This is a genomic window from Serratia sp. AS12 (genome assembly GCF_000214195.1).
In the GTDB taxonomy this organism is placed as follows: Bacteria; Pseudomonadota; Gammaproteobacteria; order Enterobacterales; family Enterobacteriaceae; genus Serratia; species Serratia plymuthica.
Genome location: NC_015566.1, coordinates 303,296 through 319,115, shown reverse-complemented (window position 1 = coordinate 319,115; position 15,820 = coordinate 303,296). Strand labels below are relative to the sequence as shown.

Sequence of the window (15,820 nt, the reverse complement as noted above, 5' to 3'; positions counted from 1 at the left end):
GTCAACCCAGCTGACCTTTAGCGACCTGCTGCAACTGCGTCATCAAACGGTCGAGGTAAGCATCGGTCAGGTGCGACGCATCCGGTGAGCTGTACGTCACTTTCAGGCGACTGCCGGTACCGGACTTGACCACTTCGAGCTCAAGGCGATCATTACCTTTCCATTCCTGCCCCATCTTGTAATAGCTGCCCCGATTTGCTGACCAGACCGGACGCGCTTCATCAATAGAGCTCGCGCTCCAGTCGCCGCGCTGATCACGCTGACGCAGACTTTCCAGCTCTTCGGAGGAGATAAACTGATAATGGCTTTTCAGCCGCGCCGCCGCGGTATCAACATCCACCGGGAGCGTATACGTATGACGCACATCCTGCCGGCCCCCGGAAATACCGGTTCGAGTCATCCAGGGCATGCTACCTTCGCTGGAGCCACCGCTGCCCCCGCTTGCCAACGAATGTGCAGCGTCACTGATTTTTTGGTTCCATTCACCCAGTTCAGTGCCTGTACACCCCGTTAACAATAACGCGGTGCAGAGTACGCCGGGCATCAAAACAGACTTTACCTGTCGATTCATGTTCATGCTTTGGCTCCTTTTTTTGAAGAAATGGAGGGCGTTAACACAGAGGTTTTATTCAGTGGCGGCGAAAAAGCGGAACGTGACTTGCCCGACATAATGTCTGCATCAGGTTCACCCAGACGTTTTACCGCATCAATACCAACCTGAGTTTGAAGGCGAATATCATCACGCGTAACGGCTACAGATCGATACTGTTGTGCCACCCCATAGACCTGACGCACCCAATGCCCTCCCTGACTCAGTAAGTCATCCCGCTTTTGACGGGAGATAAGCCCGTAGTGCCATGCCTGGAACGCTTTCATCGCCAGTTGATCAAAGCCAACGAGTAACCAGACACAGCGATACCCGAGCGGGGTACGGCTAAATACACCGATATTCAGTGGAGATACTGATGAGACTTCTGACATCGAAACCTGGCCTGGCAAGCTGGATAAAACGGCATCAAGTCCTGCTACTGCGCCCTGCAATCGCGCGGTGCCACGCTCAATAGCCTGCTCCAATGACAACATCGCGCTATCGGCATAAGGATTGTCAGTATTTGAATCTGCATTAATTTTCCCTGCACGGGCGATGACCTGAGGCATACTGACTATTTGTGGTTTATTTGACTCTTTCTCTCGCTGGCGCCCTTCCCACAACAAAATTGCATATTGGGTATGTAACTGAATGGTTAACGTCGATTTGAGAGCTCCTGCGCGGGCTGGAGAGGGCTTATTTTCTTTACTGCCTGATGAATCAACCATTTGAAGCATCCTTTTGGGATTATGTGTGGCTTGAAATAGTTGCGCCAGCCTGTCTTGACAACAATCCAAAACTCTTTTTGCGCGACGAACAAAAACTCAAAAGACAATAACGTTCACTTTTCAACCACTGCTGCCAGTGGCAGCAGTGGTCTATTTTTGAACAAACTTGACTATCTGCACTCACGACTCATTTTGTTGCTCGCATCATTTTCTGACGCAATTTGGCCACGACACCACTTACATGGTCCCGCGACGCTAGCGGTTGGCGGACTGGACCTGTTGGTTTTGCCGGTGCCACAGAGCAAGGTATTTGGTGTGCCGGAATAGGCCTAGCAGGCTCTGGGGATTTGGCACTAGCATACAGCTCACCGTTCCGGGCGCGCTTGATCACCGCCAAAAGCCAGCCGGTGGGATTATTTAGGTTGCCTCTAGCCATCGTCTGCTCAAGACTCTCCAGCACCTGGCGAGCAGTCTCTGCAGGCAAAGCCTTAAGCTGGACACCTATCTGACGCAGATCATCCGCTGCCATGCTGGACTGTAGTTCGGACGGTAACTCAGGTACGTACGTTGTTTTATTCACACTCTGTGTGAAAGAACGTACGTTACAGTTCGGTTGGGTTGATGCACCGTAAGTGGCTGATTCCAGAATGAGTTCGGAAAACGAACTCAGTGTTATGCTCCTCTGTTTCACACTGAGTTCGGTATCCGAACCGGGGGTATATCTACTGAGTTCGGCATCCGAATTCGGGGATTTTTTCCTGAGTTCGACGTCCGAACTCGGGGAATTGTCCTGCCATTGAGACACTCTGGCGGCCATCTGTTGCGGGGTTTGTGGTGAGCCCAGTCGTTCAGCAATTGCCGCCATCTGGGAATGCTGATGACGCATTGTCGGGTCATTTTGAATATCGGACAGTACTGACCAGGCCGTCTGGCTGACGGTGCGGTTTTTATGCGCGCAGCCCATGGCGACCGTATCCAGCCAGGTCGGATCCAATGTCTCCGCATCACGAGCCGAGAGCGGCTCATCGTGTTGGGCATAGATATTGCCCTTCACCCGCCCCTTGTCGTCACGCACACGTCGGCACAAACTGAGCCAGCCGGTCAGGCGTAACATCAGCAGCACGCGGCTGACAGTCTCGCGGGACGCCTTACCGTTAAACGGCGAGGCGAGCTGCAGCTGCAGTTCGTCATAGGTAGGGAACACGGCGCCCTGGTTCTGTTGCGCGTACAGACGGATCATTATCCACGCGGTTTTATCCAGCGGTGACAAACGGGTGTCCAGGAGCAACCGGCGGGGGATGGAATCATGCACATTCCCCATGAACAAGAGACCGCTGCGCAGATTCGTGACATCGGGAGCCCCCGCGTGCTTTTCGGCACCTATTCGTTCCGCCAGGCGGGCATTCATTTGTTCGAGCGTAAAGGTGATCAGGCTATCATCAGGTGTTTTTATGCTCATCGATTTTGCGCATCCTTTTACGCTGCCCTCGCCCACAGGGTGAAGGCGTCAAGCGGTTGTTGGCCTAACGGCACTCAGGCCTGTACCCGACAACCAGGCACAGGGTGAATGTCATCACTTCCACAGTTCGTTGTTGTAGCGCTCGTGGGTCAACAACTCCCAGTCATCACCACTGTTTCGGCTGAGCAGTCGCCAGCTGGTCCCGATATCAATCTTCATCCAGGCACGCCCGGGGGCGTGCTTGCCTTTGACATGAAGCTGCTTGTAGTTACGCTCCCCGCTGCGGAAGCGCCTGACCTGCTCCTTCGCCTTTTTTTGACAGGACGGCGGCGCCGAACGAGGGACCTGCAACCCCGGCATTAATATCACCGGCTTCATGCCAGCCTCCTTGCATTTCCTCCCGGCGTACCGCGTGGCGTACGCACGGCCTGAATGGCTTTTCTGGCAGTAGCAGTCTGAGGGGCATCAAAGCTGCGAACGGCATGCCAGACAGCTGTCAGAGAAACATCCATCTGCTCGGCGGCCAGCATCATGACGTCCAGTCCATCCGCACTGGAAGCGTCATCGACGTCCGCTTTTTGCCACTGACGCCACAATGCCGCATTCTCGTCGTCGCTGAGCGCCGCACACCGCCCCTGCCGAATATTGATACCGGTCATGCGCCGGCGAGCGGCGACTTCAACGGTGGAGAGGCCAAAGTAGTGCTGCATCATTTCGATAGAACCCCCTAACGCCAGTGCACGGTCAATACGCTGCATACGCTGCTGCTCGCGGCGCGCGTGTTGCAACATCAATGAGAAATTCTCGTGATGGATTTGGAAGGTCAGCACCGATACGGAGCTGTTCATCAGGTAATGCAGATCTTCAATGGTCAAACCATGCAGCAGCTGCATCTCTTCCGTTGTCAGCCCCAGGGACTCACAACGGCGGATATAGCCTGATTTCAACTCCATCACCAACTGCGTGAGCAGGCTGTTCGTTGCCTGCGATAAGCTATTACTCATTGTCCTATTCCCCCCCAATGCTATGTGCGATTGCCACTGGCCCATCACCCTGAACTCCCTGGTGCAACCTGGCGTTCTGCCCTGCTTTAAACCCCTGACTGCGAGCAAGATCACCACCACGGCATCCTTTCAACGCACGTGTCTTGGCATCCACCATGTCCTGATTAGCAATCCAGGTCGTCATCAATTGCTGCTCGTTGTCTGGTACCGGGAAACTGGAAATGACCCGCTGTACACCACGCACCCAACCGGCCCGAAACTGCTCGGCGCGTGCACGGCGCGTGCTCAGTTTCAGGCGGCTATTCTGGGTTTTCAGGTAGTCTGCAGTACTCTCTTTCAGTTGCCGGCTCAGCACATCAAACGCATAGGCAGCAACGGCCGGCCGCTCACTGAAGCCGTAGAACGTCACGTTACGACGCTGACCGGAAGGGGTATCTCGCCAGGAAAAATATGGTCGGCAGCCAAAGGCTCGACTGACGGCCCAGACCAAACTGATCATCCATTCCGGTAATTTCTGCGCCTCCGACGGCGCCCCCTGGCTCGGCGCTGTCTGGATAGAGGACAGATTTGCTTCCAGCTCGCTGATACCGTATTTCGCCATCAGCTTTTGCGCCCGGGCTAATGCCAGCCCAGCCTCATGCGCATTGCTGTTGCTGCGGGCCAGCTCGAGGAGTTTGCGCACAAGTTTCACCAGGCGCGTTTGTCGTTGTGAATGGCTCATCAAGCTGTCTCCTCTGACGCGGGTAAGTCACGCTGCAGTTCACGCAGACGGCGCAAAACACGAATAAGACGCATCAATTTCACGGCATGAATATCGTCAAGCAGCGGCCAGTCAGCAGCATTTTCCGACCCGATGAGGGCTTCATTGAGAGAGCTGGATGAGGCACCGTCCGGGTTGTTTCCGGCAAGGGTAAGGAGTAAGGCGGTGAAGCGAGATGGTCGCTCGGCAGTCAATGCGTAACCGGCAGCCTGCAAGTCGGCTTTATCGGCTTTGATTTCAGCTTCACAGCCCGCCACTTCGGCCAGTTCAAATGCCAACCGGAAGGTGATCACCTGCAGGTGCTCAATATCGTCCTGCAGGGCAGAAATAGCCCAAATGGAGGAGACCGGCTCAAGTCCCACCTCCGCAAAAGGCACCTCTACCACAGGGGCTACAACTTGTTTTGGCTGTGTCTCGATATTGTTGTGAGGGGCGGTCGACTCATGAGAGCCAGGCAGGAGGGGTTCATTGACGCTGGTATTCTCACCGTCTAAAAGCGTTTCAATGTCACCTGATAACACCGAAGGAGCACCGTATAAATCAGGTTGAGTCTCAACACGCGGTTCAGTTTGGGTTGAGGGAATTTCCTCGTCCTGAACACCCTGTGATTCATTATCAGAATCACCGGCCGACTCAAGCAAAGCGCTGTCCAGCACCAAAGAAGAGCCACCACCCGGCACTTCAGATTCCGTTGAGGGTAAACCACCGTTTTCTTCCTGCTGTAGCTCAGGCGCCAGCACGACGGTACTCGCCTTATCTGGCAACTCAGGCGTTGATGTCGGTTCACCGAGGTGCTTGCGCCGGTTTTGCTCTTTCGGATCGAGCTCAAGTAGCCAGCGATCATAATTGAGCAACGGGTGCGGCAACGCGTTGATAAGTGCCCCAATCAACTCATCGCGAAACATATCAAGCGAATAGACCTCAGGCGAATCAAAATGACGGCACACATCACCGAAAACGGTATCAAATGGCTGATCCGAGTCTTGGGTAATACAGTGCTTCTGCCATGTGGTTTCGGCATGAGACCGCATTGCCAGTAATTGCAGAATTTGCGGACGCCCCAAGCCAGTCTCCAACAAATGAGGCATATAGGGATACAGATACTGCACCGCATCTTCCATCCGACTGATACTGGAATTATGGACGGGGTAACCTTCTGCGGTAAGGAGCGTTGATAGCTCTCGTAATGAGACAGGCTTACCCAACTGTGCTTCATATAATTCTCGGGCCTGGCGAATGCCAAAGGCTTTTTCAATGAAGCTCAGGTCACCGCGAACCTCATTCTCGGCAAGGTGACCTATCACGCAAGATAATCGCCCTGGCCAGGGCTTGAACACACAAGAGAAGCGGTAAAATCGTTCTTCCCCCGTCTCCTGCCAGAGCTCGGAAAGAATGGCATAACGCGTATTGCCCCCATCGCTGAAAAAGTACCCCAGCTCTGGACGTTCCGGATCACGAGTCACCTTTGGTACCGTGTCCAACCCGCGCGCCCGAATTGACGCTTTAATATCATCATATTTTGGGTTTCGGGTGGTACGCGGGTTATCCGGGTTAGGGTTGACCTCATCCAGTGTCAGCACCAATGGCATTTCACTGACGGGGGTCTCCGCCACCACGGGGGCTAAAGGCTGTGTGCCTGCTGCAGTCTTGCCCTGCTGGAGCAAAGCACTGTTCAGATCGAGGATCTTGGTTTTAGGACGCGCCATGTTTACGCCCTCCCCGAGTATTGGTCATACTGACCGTCGTGGAGGTCGCTGAATGCGGTGAATTGCCCTTCAAACTTGACGCGAACGGTTCCCGTCGCCCCCTGCCGCTGTTTACCAATGATAATTTCTGCCGTGCCGGCATCATCAGAATCAGCGTAATAAACCTCATCACGGTAGATGAACGCGATCACATCAGCATCCTGCTCCAGTGCACCGGAATCACGCAGATCACCATTAAAGGGCCGTTTGTCAGCACGGCTTTCCAACTGACGGTTCAACTGAGATAGAGCCACGACGGGACAATCAAGTTCTTTGGCCAACGCTTTCAGGCTGCGGGAGATTTCCGCAATTTCCTGAGTGCGATTTTCCTGCCCTGGGCAGCGCATCAGTTGCAGGTAATCGACCATGATTAAGCCAGGCTTACCGTACAACCGGGTGTAGCGCCGTGCCCTGGAACGCAACAGAGCGGGTGTCAAAAATGACTCATCGTCAATAATCAGGCGGTTTTCCAATGGCAACAACCGCTCCATCGCGTTGGAAATTCGGGCCCAATCTTCATCTTCCAACTGGCCACTGCGTAGACGCGAAAGTTCAACACGTCCATCCACAGAGATAAGGCGTTGAAGCAACTGCTCGCGCGGCATTTCCAGGCTGAAAAAGAATGCAGGTTTCTCCGTACCACGAAGCGCGCCAGTGTAGGCGCTCAACGCAAAGGCGGTTTTCCCCATCGACGGCCGTGCGGCAATCAAAATCAAATCACCAGGCTGTAAACCACACGTCATCTCATCAAGCCGTGAGAAACCGGTCGGGGTGCCGGTGATACCATTGCCGCCATTCGCAGTCTCAAGATAGGTAACGACGGCATTCAACCCATCCGTCAGGCTGACATTCTGCTCTGACTGGGTTTGCTCCGAGAGCTGGAACAATTGCTGTTCTGCCCGTTCGGTCAGGGCAGAAGACTCAGCGCGGGGATTGGCAGCATCCGCGCTTAATTCACGACCGAGTTGTAACAGGCTACGCAGACGACTGCGTTCGGCCACAATTTCCGCATAGGCGACGATATTGGCTGCACTCGGCGTGTTTTTAGACAATTCAGCCAAATAGGCAAAACCGCCCACTTGCTCGAGTTCACCATTTTGTTCCAGTGATTCATGGAGCGTAATCAGATCAATCGGCTGCTGAACAGCCATCAGGCGAGCCATGGCCTGGAAAATTCGGCGATGTACCGCCAGATGAAAATCACGCTCTCCAACCAATGGGAGAACATCATCCCACCGCTCATTATCCAGCATCAAACCGCCGAGAACTGCCTGCTCAGCATCGGAAGAATAAGGGACATTGGATGTTGTCTGGTTCATGGCTGCACCTCCGATTTCCCTGCCAGTAGCGCATCAAAGTTTGATTGCCACTGAGGGAACAACTCACAGGCCAACATGTGCATAGTGACCGCGGCCGCCGGTGTCGATGTGCGAGTCGTCGTTTTTTCGAGACGATGAACGGGTTGACCGGAAGCATGCCCCATTTTGTAAATTTCCAGCTTGGGGATGATGGTGTCGAGAAGGGAGACATCGAAGGCATCTGCACGCAGATATTGGCCATTTGTGATGATGCTGCGCAAACTTTCCAGAGTCTGCCAATCCAGATTGGTGTACTCCATGCAGTTAGTCAGGATACGGATACGAGGTAATGCGATGCCGTAACAGGTCAGCGGCAATAACCCCTCCATCAACCCCAATGTGCCACGCAGAAACTCACGGGTGTCCGGCAGTATAGGCTTGATAACCCCGACGGCAAATTCCGTGCTAGCCACCAGAATGAGTTCGAGCATCACAGACGCCGCGCCTTTGGAGTCAATGATGATGGCATCGTACTCGTTAAACAAAGGGTGTTGCAGGACATTCCGCAGGCGCATACGCCCATCAGGGGCATGCAGCATGGCAGAAGATAAACGGTCGTGGGGATCGTTGGAAACAATGATGTCCAGATTTCGGATAACAGAACGGGAGATAATTTGCTCAGAATGGTTGAGGTCGACCGTCTTCATCAACAGTTCGTACAAACCATTGGGTGCTTCATATTCCAGGGAGAAAATGCTGCTTGCGGTGGGCTGGGAGTGATCGCCGTCGATGAGGAGGATCTTTTTACCTGCATCGGCGAGGAAGCCAGCAAGGTTAGCACTTTGAGTGGATTTACCTTCTCCGCCTTTAGTTGAAACCATAGGCACGATTTGTGGCTTAGTACTGATTGAAGCAGTAGTGGCTTTTGTGACGATATTTTCCATGAGTACACTCGAATAAAGTATTCGATGAGTACAAATTCGATACAAAAACTAATTTCCCACTGCGATAATTCAACTTGCTAGCGAAGAGAGGATTGAAAATCCCCGTGTCCTTGGTTCGATTCCGAGTCCGGGCACCATATTTAGAGAACCCAGCCTATGGCTGGGTTTTTGCTTTTCAGGGATAGGACTCTCCATCGAACACGTTCGATTATTCGGCCTGAAGGCCTCACCCTGCGGGCCAACGCTGAAGCGTTGTTCAACCCGGCGCAAGCGCCGGTTGTCCGAGTCCGGTCGCCCTATTTAGAGAACCCAGCCTATGGCTGGGTTTTTGCTTTTCAGGGATAGGACTCTCCATCGAACACGTTCGATTATTCGGCCTGAAGGCCTCACCCTGCGGGCCAACGCTGAAGCGTTGTTCAACCCGGCGCAAGCGCCGGTTGTCCGAGTCCGGTAGCCCTATTTAGAAGAACCCGCCTATGGCGGTTTTTTTGCTTTTCAGGGATAGGACTCTCCATCGAACAAGTTCGATTATTCGGCCTGAAGGCCTCACCCTGCGGGCCAACGGCTCAGTTGGATCCCCCGCTCGGCCGCGCCGGCGCCAAACTCCGCCAACACCGCCCTCACATCCGGGTCGATATACTCGGCGTTATCATGCTCGGCGATCACCACACAATTATCGGGGATCTGCGCCAGCAGGCTTTGCAGGCGCGGATTATGCAGAAAAGTCAGGTTCTGGTGGAACCGCACGACATAATGATCGTCGTAACAACTTAGTTGCAGCGCATTGCGGTGGCTTTTGTAGGTACTGCACAGCAGTTGCGCCATCAGCCCGATAGCAATGCCCGCCAGCATGCCGAAGATAACGATGCAGGACAGGGTGAGGATGAAGGGAATAAATTGCGGCAACCCCTGACGCCACTGGGCGATAAACAATGCCGGAGAGGCCAGCTTATAGCCGGTATACAGCAGTACCGCCGCCAGGCTGGCTAACGGAATGGTGTTTAGCACATCGCTGAAGAACAGGCCGCATAACAGCAGCAACACACCGTGCAGCAGAATCGAAATGCGGCTACGCGCTCCGGCATTGACGTTCACCGAGCTACGGACAATCACCGCAGTGATCGGCAGGCCGCCGAGAAAACCGCTCAGCATATTGCCAACGCCCTGAGCACGCATTTCCTTGTCCGGCGAAGGTGCCGGCGTTTGGGATTTCAGCTTTTTCAGCGCCTCCTGACTCAGCAGGGTTTCCAGGCTAGCCACCAGCGCCAACGTCAACGCGATGAGATAAACCGAAGGGTTGCGCCAGGCACCTTGCCAGTCCGGGCGGCTGAGCTGCTCGCCCAACGCCTCGGCACTGTCGAATTTAGGCAATGAAATGCGCGGCATGGCGCCGATGCTTTCCGGCATCCACCGTTCACCAAAGACCACGGCCAGGCTGCCCCAGAGCACAGCCACCAGCGGGCCGGGAAGATAACGGGCCAACGGGATCCGTTTCACTGGCGCGGTGGTCCACAGCCACATGATCAACAGAGCCCCCAAGGCAACCAGCGCCGAGGCGGGCGACAGCAGCTCGGCACCGTCGGCCAGCAACGCCTTCAGGCTTGCGTCCCCCTGTACGCCCAACGCGACCGGCACCTGCTGCATGATCAGCAAAATACCGATGGCTACCAGCATGCCCTGGATCACCGTACCGGGCACCAGCGTGATCCACCGTCCGGCGCGCAGCAGGCCGAAAATAAGCTGCAGCGCCCCCGCCAGCATCAGCGCCACCAGCAGCAATGAAAATGAACCCAGCGTTTCCATGGCAGCGGTCACAATGGTGACCAGGCCGGCCGCAGGCCCGCTGACAGCGTAACGCGAAGGGCTCAGCAAGGTGACCACAATGCCGCCGATGACCCCGGTCAGCAGCCCGACAAAAGGCGGTAAACCACTGGCCTGCGCAATGCCAAGGCTGAGCGGCAATGCCACCAGAAACACCACTATTCCGGCAGGAATATCATTACGCAGAGTGCTGAAGTTCATGACCCACCTCCGCAGCGTTCTGATGGACGAGCTCCTTCAAATGCCCTTCTTGCAGATCGTACACGCAGCCAAAAACGTCCAGCATCTTGCCCTGCTCCCAGCGTCGGCGTACCGGTTCGCTGGCAATCAAATGGGCGAACTGGGTCACCACGTGCGCGTCGATAAGCCGGTTCAGACGTGCAGCGTCGTTCCCCTCCGCCTGCTGATAATCCTGCAAGTTATGTTCCAGTGAACGCCGCAAATGCGCCATCCGTCGCGCCAATGCGCTGTCTTCTTTCGCCAGCGACATTGCCGGCAACGCCACTGCAGCCTGTACGCCGCCGCAACCGTAATGGCCGCACAATACAATGGCGGAGACTTGCAGATATTCCAGCGCATATTGCAATACGCTCATCAGACTATCGTCATCCTCAAGAACCATATTGGCGATATTGCGATGAACGAAAAGCTCACCAGGGTGTGCGCCGGTCAGTACCTCGGCCGGGACACGGCTGTCGGAACAGCCTATCCACAACGCCTGCGGCTGCTGACCGGCGACATGCTTGCGGAAGTAATGCGGGTTGCGCTGGCGCTGCTGTAGCGCCCAGCTGCGGTTTCTGGCTATCAGGGGTTTAAGTATCGTCACGGCATGCATCTCTCTGTTGGGGGACAAACAGGCTCTCGCCTACCCGCCCAGGAGCCAATTACATGAATCAAAATGATGGTTTTATCCCAAAGCCAAAATTGGCATGGGGCATTTTTTACACGCACAGCGCCGTTCCTCCATCAGGAAAGGCCCCTATTAACCATAGAAGCAGCAACGAATCTGACAAGGGAAAACAGCCGGGAACTTTTAACAAAAACAAGTAAACATTTTGATTTTGTTGATTAATCAATCACGGCAGGCATATTAAAAAACTAAAGTAACTCCAAAGAGAGCATTCTTTACATTCGCTGCCTGCCCCGCCAGAAATCGGGCATAAAAAACCCGCCATAAGGCGGGTTTTCTAATAATTGCACAAGCAGACTATTAAGTCTCGCTTGCCTGTTTGGCATTGCCTGACAAGAACTCTTTCTCATAAGCCAACGCTTTTTTACTGTCGAACTGATGTTCCCATTTGGCAATGACCAGTACCGCCAGCGCATTACCCACTACGTTCAAAGCGGTGCGCGCCATATCCAGGATACGGTCGACGCCGGCAATAAACGCCAGCCCTTCCAGCGGAATACCGACGCTGCCCAAGGTCGCCAGCAACACCACAAACGAAACGCCGGGTACGCCTGCGATCCCCTTGGACGTGACCATAAGCGTCACCACCAGCACGATTTCCTGGCCTAAAGACAACTCAATCCCGTACAACTGCGCAATAAAGATGGCGGCAATGCTCTGGTACAGCGTGGAACCGTCCAGATTAAAGGAGTAACCGGTGGGCACCACAAAGCTGGTGATCGCCTTCGGTGCACCGTAGGCTTCCATCTTTTCAATAATGCGTGGCAGCACGGTTTCCGAACTGGCGGTGGAATAAGCCAGGATCAGTTCGTCCTTCAGGATACGGATTAGCGTCCAGATACGCAGGTTGCATAAGCGGGCGACCACGCCCAGCACCACCAGAGCGAAAAAGGCGATGGCGAAGTACACCAATAACACCAATTTGGCGAGCGGCAACAGCGAAGCGAAACCAAAGTTGGCTACCGTCACGGAGATCAGACCAAATACCCCAATTGGCGCATAACGCATGATCATATGGGTGACTTTGAACATGCTTTCGGAAACGGCTTTAAACACCTTCAGCAGCGGCTCTTTGGTTTCTTTCGGCAATGACGACAGGCCAAGGCCAAACAGCACCGAGAAGAAGATAATCGGCAGCATGTCGCCTTTGGCCATGGAGGCAAAGACGTTCGAAGGAATCAACGACAGAATGGTTCCCACCAAGCTATGCGAACCGCTTTGTACTTGCTCAGTGGTTTTTTCATATTGAGAGATATCGACCGCCGTCAGCGTCGACATATCGATACCGTGACCGGGTTGAAAAACATTAGCCAACGTCAGCCCCACTACAATGGCAACAGTGGTAATCACTTCGAAATAAATAATGGTTTTCAATCCGAGGCGGCCTAACTTTTTCGCATCGCCGACTCCGGCGATACCTACCACCAACGTAGAAATAACGATCGGCACGACAATCATCTTAATCAGGCGAATAAAAATATCACCCGCAGGACTAAGAACATTACTGACAAGCCACTCGCGTGACTCCGTCTGATTATGAAGTACCGCACCGACGATAATACCTAACACCAGCGCTATCAGGATTTGCCAAGCAAGGCTAATTTTTACACTTTTCATACCCAAAGAGTCCTCAAAAGACTCCTTTCAACGTATTTAATTGCAACACGAAGAAAAGAATAATTAATCATTTAATATGGGCTTATGTTCATTACAAGAAGGCGTCCACCTGCCCTTAGCGTGACGCTGCTTAAATCAGTACCATTTGAGCGACCTTGTCTGCAACCCTTGTTTTATCAGGCTTGCGCGCTGAATCGAATCATAAAAATTATTCACCTCAGCTTCACATAGCATAATTACTTGTTATTAAAAACATAATTTTGTGTGTCGTAAATCACACATTAATCCGATCGTTCAATTTTCACCCATTATAAAAATGCGTTATTTTTCGCAGAATCTGCATATTTAGTCCGCTAACTATGTTTATATTATGTTGCATAAAGGTTTTTAAAATGAAAACAAAAAAACATTTCGCCTGGTAATTATTTTGTTGATATTTTTCGCTGGAAACACAAATGAGAATTATTCTTCTAGGTGAGTATTCATAAAAATATTTATCAAACACGGCAAAGCCCAGACAGGTTTATTAAGCCAAGAGTAGTGATAATAACCACACTATTAATAGCAGCAGGTATATTAATAGCCAACATACGTATAAATGATTTAGCAGAAATTAATACACAAGGTTTTATATTCGCTATGATCTATAGGAAGTGCATTTAGTCTGGGATTGGTTATTCTTTTTGGTTCTTTAGATAGCGTTTTCTGACAAAAACTACCCATTTAACCGAATTTTTCCGCCAAGTAGATAGATACACAGCGCAAATGAGACAGAACTATTACAAATCAATATCTTTGTTGCGTGATCTGCCGCGCAAAAAAGAAACAAAGAATCATAGCAAACTATACTTAACCTTCAGTTGACATATCATTAACAACTTCAAGGAGAAAAGCTATGAGCCAAGTGCATAAACACGCTATTCCTTCTGCAATTGCAGAACACGCCCTGATTAACCCAGAACAATACCAACAATATTATCAACAGTCTGTCCAAGACCCAGAGGCTTTCTGGGGCGAGCAAGGAAAGATCCTGGACTGGATCAAACCTTATAGCCGGGTAAAAAACACGTCGTTCGACCCGGGCCATATCAGTATCCGCTGGTTTGAAGACGGCACTCTGAACCTGGCGGCCAACTGTCTCGATCGCCATCTGGCCGAACGCGGTGACCAGACCGCCATTATCTGGGAAGGTGACGACCCCACCCAGTCGAAACAGGTGACCTACAAACAGCTGCATCACGATGTCTGCCAGTTCGCCAACGTACTGAAAAAGTTGGGCGTCAAAAAAGGCGACGTCGTGGCTATCTATATGCCCATGGTGCCGGAAGCCGCGGTCGCCATGCTGGCCTGTGCACGTATCGGTGCGGTGCACTCGGTAATCTTTGGCGGTTTCTCGCCAGAGGCGGTCGCCGGCCGCATTATCGACTCCAATTCCAAGCTGGTTATCACCGCTGACGAAGGCCTGCGCGCCGGGCGCGCCGTACCGCTGAAAAAGAACGTCGACGACGCGCTGAAAAATCCTGGCGTGAAAAGCATCACCAACGTGGTCGTTTTCCAACGCACCGGCAAGCCGGGTTATTGGCAGGAAGGCCGTGATTTATGGTGGCATGAACTGACCAACGGCGTTTCCGCCGACTGTCCACCGGAAGAGATGAATGCGGAAGACCCGTTGTTTATCCTTTATACCTCCGGATCGACCGGCAAACCCAAGGGCGTGCTGCACACCACCGGTGGCTATCTGGTGTATGCCGCCATGACCTTCAAGTACGTCTTCGACTACCACGACGGTGACGTGTACTGGTGTACGGCCGACGTCGGCTGGGTTACAGGCCACAGCTATCTGCTCTACGGCCCGCTGGCCTGCGGCGCCATCACCCTGATGTTCGAAGGCGTGCCGAACTATCCTGGCGTCAACCGCCTGTCACAGGTGATTGATAAGCATCAGGTCAATATCTTGTATACCGCCCCCACCGCCATTCGTGCGCTGATGGCCGAAGGCGATAAAGCGATAGAAGGCACCAAACGCGATTCACTGCGCATCATGGGTTCGGTCGGGGAGCCGATCAACCCGGAAGCCTGGGAGTGGTATTACAACAAAATCGGTAACGGCAAATGCCCGATCGTCGACACTTGGTGGCAGACCGAAACCGGCGGCTTTATGATCACCCCGCTGCCGGGTGCAACCGAGTTGAAAGCCGGCTCTGCCACGCGCCCGTTCTTCGGCGTGCAGCCTGCCTTGGTCGATAACATCGGCACACCGCAGGAAGGTGCCTGCGAAGGCAATTTGGTGATCACCGATTCCTGGCCAGGCCAGGCACGTACGCTGTTTGGCGATCACGATCGCTTTGAGCAGACTTACTTCTCAACCTTTAAGGGGATGTATTTCAGCGGTGACGGCGCACGCCGTGATGAAGATGGATATTACTGGATCACAGGGCGCGTCGATGACGTGCTGAACGTTTCCGGGCACCGTCTGGGTACCGCAGAAATCGAGTCTGCGCTGGTCTCGCATCCGAAAATCGCCGAAGCGGCGGTAGTCGGTATTCCGCATAACATTAAAGGTCAGGCAATTTATGCCTATATCACGCTGAATCATGGCGAAGAACCTTCTCCCGAACTCTATACCGAAGTTCGTAACTGGGTACGCAAGGAAATAGGGCCGATCGCCACGCCGGACGTGCTGCACTGGACAGACTCTCTGCCTAAAACGCGTTCAGGTAAGATCATGCGTCGCATCCTGCGCAAAATCGCTGCGGGTGACACCAGTAATCTCGGGGACACCTCAACCTTGGCGGACCCGGCCGTAGTAGACAAGCTATTGGAAGAAAAACAATCCATGAAAGTACCGTCGTAATTTCCGCCGTCTCCGGCCGTTCATCAGGAAATCATCCGATGAACGGCTGTCAGCGCGGCGTTCTCGATCAATACCTACTGGAGACGCACTG

General features: G+C 53.2%; 14 protein-coding genes. 2 read left to right on the top strand and 12 right to left on the bottom strand.

What is annotated here, in order from left to right; translation table 11 throughout:
- Position 1: 1 nt before the first annotated feature.
- The 11 genes from SERAS12_RS01435 to SERAS12_RS01380 all read right to left on the bottom strand — a co-directional run bounded on the left by SERAS12_RS01435 (position 2) and on the right by SERAS12_RS01380 (position 11,183).
- Entirely contained in the window at positions 2 to 577 is a 576-nt protein-coding gene (locus SERAS12_RS01435) for a hypothetical protein (protein ID WP_013811157.1), read from the bottom strand.
- On the bottom strand, positions 574 to 1,317 hold the full coding sequence (locus SERAS12_RS01430; protein WP_013811156.1) for a PFL_4669 family integrating conjugative element protein: 744 nt from the start codon (positions 1,315 to 1,317) through the stop codon (positions 574 to 576). The genes SERAS12_RS01435 and SERAS12_RS01430 overlap by 4 nt, the downstream gene beginning before the upstream one ends.
- Before the next feature lie 187 nt (positions 1,318 to 1,504).
- The gene (locus tag SERAS12_RS01425; protein WP_013811155.1) at positions 1,505 to 2,776 is read right to left on the bottom strand and encodes an STY4528 family pathogenicity island replication protein; all 1,272 of its coding nucleotides are present in this window, start codon (positions 2,774 to 2,776) and stop codon (positions 1,505 to 1,507) included.
- Positions 2,777 to 2,890: 114 nt separating this feature from the next.
- A complete protein-coding gene (locus SERAS12_RS01420) occupies positions 2,891 to 3,154 on the bottom strand; it encodes a hypothetical protein (RefSeq protein ID WP_012004773.1) in 264 nt (87 codons plus the stop codon).
- Entirely contained in the window at positions 3,151 to 3,780 is a 630-nt protein-coding gene (locus tag SERAS12_RS01415) for a DUF2857 domain-containing protein (RefSeq protein WP_012004772.1), read from the bottom strand. Before SERAS12_RS01415 ends, SERAS12_RS01420 begins: the two co-directional genes overlap by 4 nt.
- A 4-nt stretch (positions 3,781 to 3,784) precedes the next feature.
- Positions 3,785 to 4,501, bottom strand: coding sequence for a DUF2786 domain-containing protein (locus SERAS12_RS01410; RefSeq protein ID WP_013811153.1), 717 nt, complete (start codon positions 4,499 to 4,501; stop codon positions 3,785 to 3,787).
- On the bottom strand, positions 4,501 to 6,246 hold the full coding sequence (locus SERAS12_RS01405; protein ID WP_013811152.1) for a ParB family protein: 1,746 nt from the start codon (positions 6,244 to 6,246) through the stop codon (positions 4,501 to 4,503). Before SERAS12_RS01405 ends, SERAS12_RS01410 begins: the two co-directional genes overlap by 1 nt.
- A 2-nt stretch (positions 6,247 to 6,248) precedes the next feature.
- Complete coding sequence (dnaB-PI, locus tag SERAS12_RS01400; RefSeq protein WP_013811151.1) at positions 6,249 to 7,604, bottom strand: SPI-7-type island replicative DNA helicase; 1,356 nt, start codon at positions 7,602 to 7,604, stop codon at positions 6,249 to 6,251.
- Positions 7,601 to 8,527 carry a ParA family protein gene (locus tag SERAS12_RS01395; RefSeq protein WP_013811150.1) on the bottom strand — a complete coding sequence of 309 codons (927 nt, stop codon included), beginning with the start codon at positions 8,525 to 8,527 and terminating at the stop codon, positions 7,601 to 7,603. Before SERAS12_RS01395 ends, dnaB-PI begins: the two co-directional genes overlap by 4 nt.
- 546 nt (positions 8,528 to 9,073) lie before the next feature.
- Positions 9,074 to 10,549, bottom strand: a complete 1,476-nt coding sequence (locus tag SERAS12_RS01385; protein WP_013811149.1) for a SulP family inorganic anion transporter — start codon at positions 10,547 to 10,549, stop codon at positions 9,074 to 9,076.
- On the bottom strand, positions 10,527 to 11,183 hold the full coding sequence (locus tag SERAS12_RS01380; RefSeq protein WP_013811148.1) for a carbonic anhydrase: 657 nt from the start codon (positions 11,181 to 11,183) through the stop codon (positions 10,527 to 10,529). Before SERAS12_RS01380 ends, SERAS12_RS01385 begins: the two co-directional genes overlap by 23 nt.
- Before the next feature lie 53 nt (positions 11,184 to 11,236).
- On the opposite strand from SERAS12_RS01380, the gene SERAS12_RS26380 reads away from it, so the two are divergent.
- The gene (locus tag SERAS12_RS26380) at positions 11,237 to 11,398 is read left to right on the top strand and encodes a hypothetical protein (RefSeq protein ID WP_158307040.1); all 162 of its coding nucleotides are present in this window, start codon (positions 11,237 to 11,239) and stop codon (positions 11,396 to 11,398) included.
- 160 nt (positions 11,399 to 11,558) lie between these two features.
- On the opposite strand, the gene gltP is transcribed toward SERAS12_RS26380, so the two are convergent.
- On the bottom strand, positions 11,559 to 12,875 hold the full coding sequence (gene gltP / locus SERAS12_RS01375; protein WP_013811147.1) for a glutamate/aspartate:proton symporter GltP: 1,317 nt from the start codon (positions 12,873 to 12,875) through the stop codon (positions 11,559 to 11,561).
- Between the two features lie 895 nt (positions 12,876 to 13,770).
- On the opposite strand from gltP, the gene acs reads away from it, so the two are divergent.
- The gene (gene acs, locus SERAS12_RS01370; RefSeq protein ID WP_013811146.1) at positions 13,771 to 15,729 is read left to right on the top strand and encodes an acetate--CoA ligase; all 1,959 of its coding nucleotides are present in this window, start codon (positions 13,771 to 13,773) and stop codon (positions 15,727 to 15,729) included.
- Positions 15,730 to 15,820: the final 91 nt, after the last annotated feature.

What these genes read in the sequence shown, in the direction of transcription:
- SERAS12_RS01420 (WP_012004773.1), bottom strand. Translation starts at nt 3,154, where the DNA reads ATGAAGCCGGTGATATTAATGCCGGGGTTGCAGGTCCCTCGTTCGGCG.
- acs (WP_013811146.1), top strand. Translation starts at nt 13,771, where the DNA reads ATGAGCCAAGTGCATAAACACGCTATTCCTTCTGCAATTGCAGAACAC.
- SERAS12_RS01430 (WP_013811156.1), bottom strand. Translation starts at nt 1,317, where the DNA reads ATGGTTGATTCATCAGGCAGTAAAGAAAATAAGCCCTCTCCAGCCCGC.
- SERAS12_RS01395 (WP_013811150.1), bottom strand. Translation starts at nt 8,527, where the DNA reads ATGGAAAATATCGTCACAAAAGCCACTACTGCTTCAATCAGTACTAAG.
- SERAS12_RS01415 (WP_012004772.1), bottom strand. Translation starts at nt 3,780, where the DNA reads ATGAGTAATAGCTTATCGCAGGCAACGAACAGCCTGCTCACGCAGTTG.
- gltP (WP_013811147.1), bottom strand. Translation starts at nt 12,875, where the DNA reads ATGAAAAGTGTAAAAATTAGCCTTGCTTGGCAAATCCTGATAGCGCTG.
- SERAS12_RS01405 (WP_013811152.1), bottom strand. Translation starts at nt 6,246, where the DNA reads ATGGCGCGTCCTAAAACCAAGATCCTCGATCTGAACAGTGCTTTGCTC.
- dnaB-PI (WP_013811151.1), bottom strand. Translation starts at nt 7,604, where the DNA reads ATGAACCAGACAACATCCAATGTCCCTTATTCTTCCGATGCTGAGCAG.
- SERAS12_RS01425 (WP_013811155.1), bottom strand. Translation starts at nt 2,776, where the DNA reads ATGAGCATAAAAACACCTGATGATAGCCTGATCACCTTTACGCTCGAA.
- SERAS12_RS01410 (WP_013811153.1), bottom strand. Translation starts at nt 4,501, where the DNA reads ATGAGCCATTCACAACGACAAACGCGCCTGGTGAAACTTGTGCGCAAA.
- SERAS12_RS01435 (WP_013811157.1), bottom strand. Translation starts at nt 577, where the DNA reads ATGAACATGAATCGACAGGTAAAGTCTGTTTTGATGCCCGGCGTACTC.
- SERAS12_RS26380 (WP_158307040.1), top strand. Translation starts at nt 11,237, where the DNA reads ATGAATCAAAATGATGGTTTTATCCCAAAGCCAAAATTGGCATGGGGC.
- SERAS12_RS01385 (WP_013811149.1), bottom strand. Translation starts at nt 10,549, where the DNA reads ATGAACTTCAGCACTCTGCGTAATGATATTCCTGCCGGAATAGTGGTG.
- SERAS12_RS01380 (WP_013811148.1), bottom strand. Translation starts at nt 11,183, where the DNA reads ATGCATGCCGTGACGATACTTAAACCCCTGATAGCCAGAAACCGCAGC.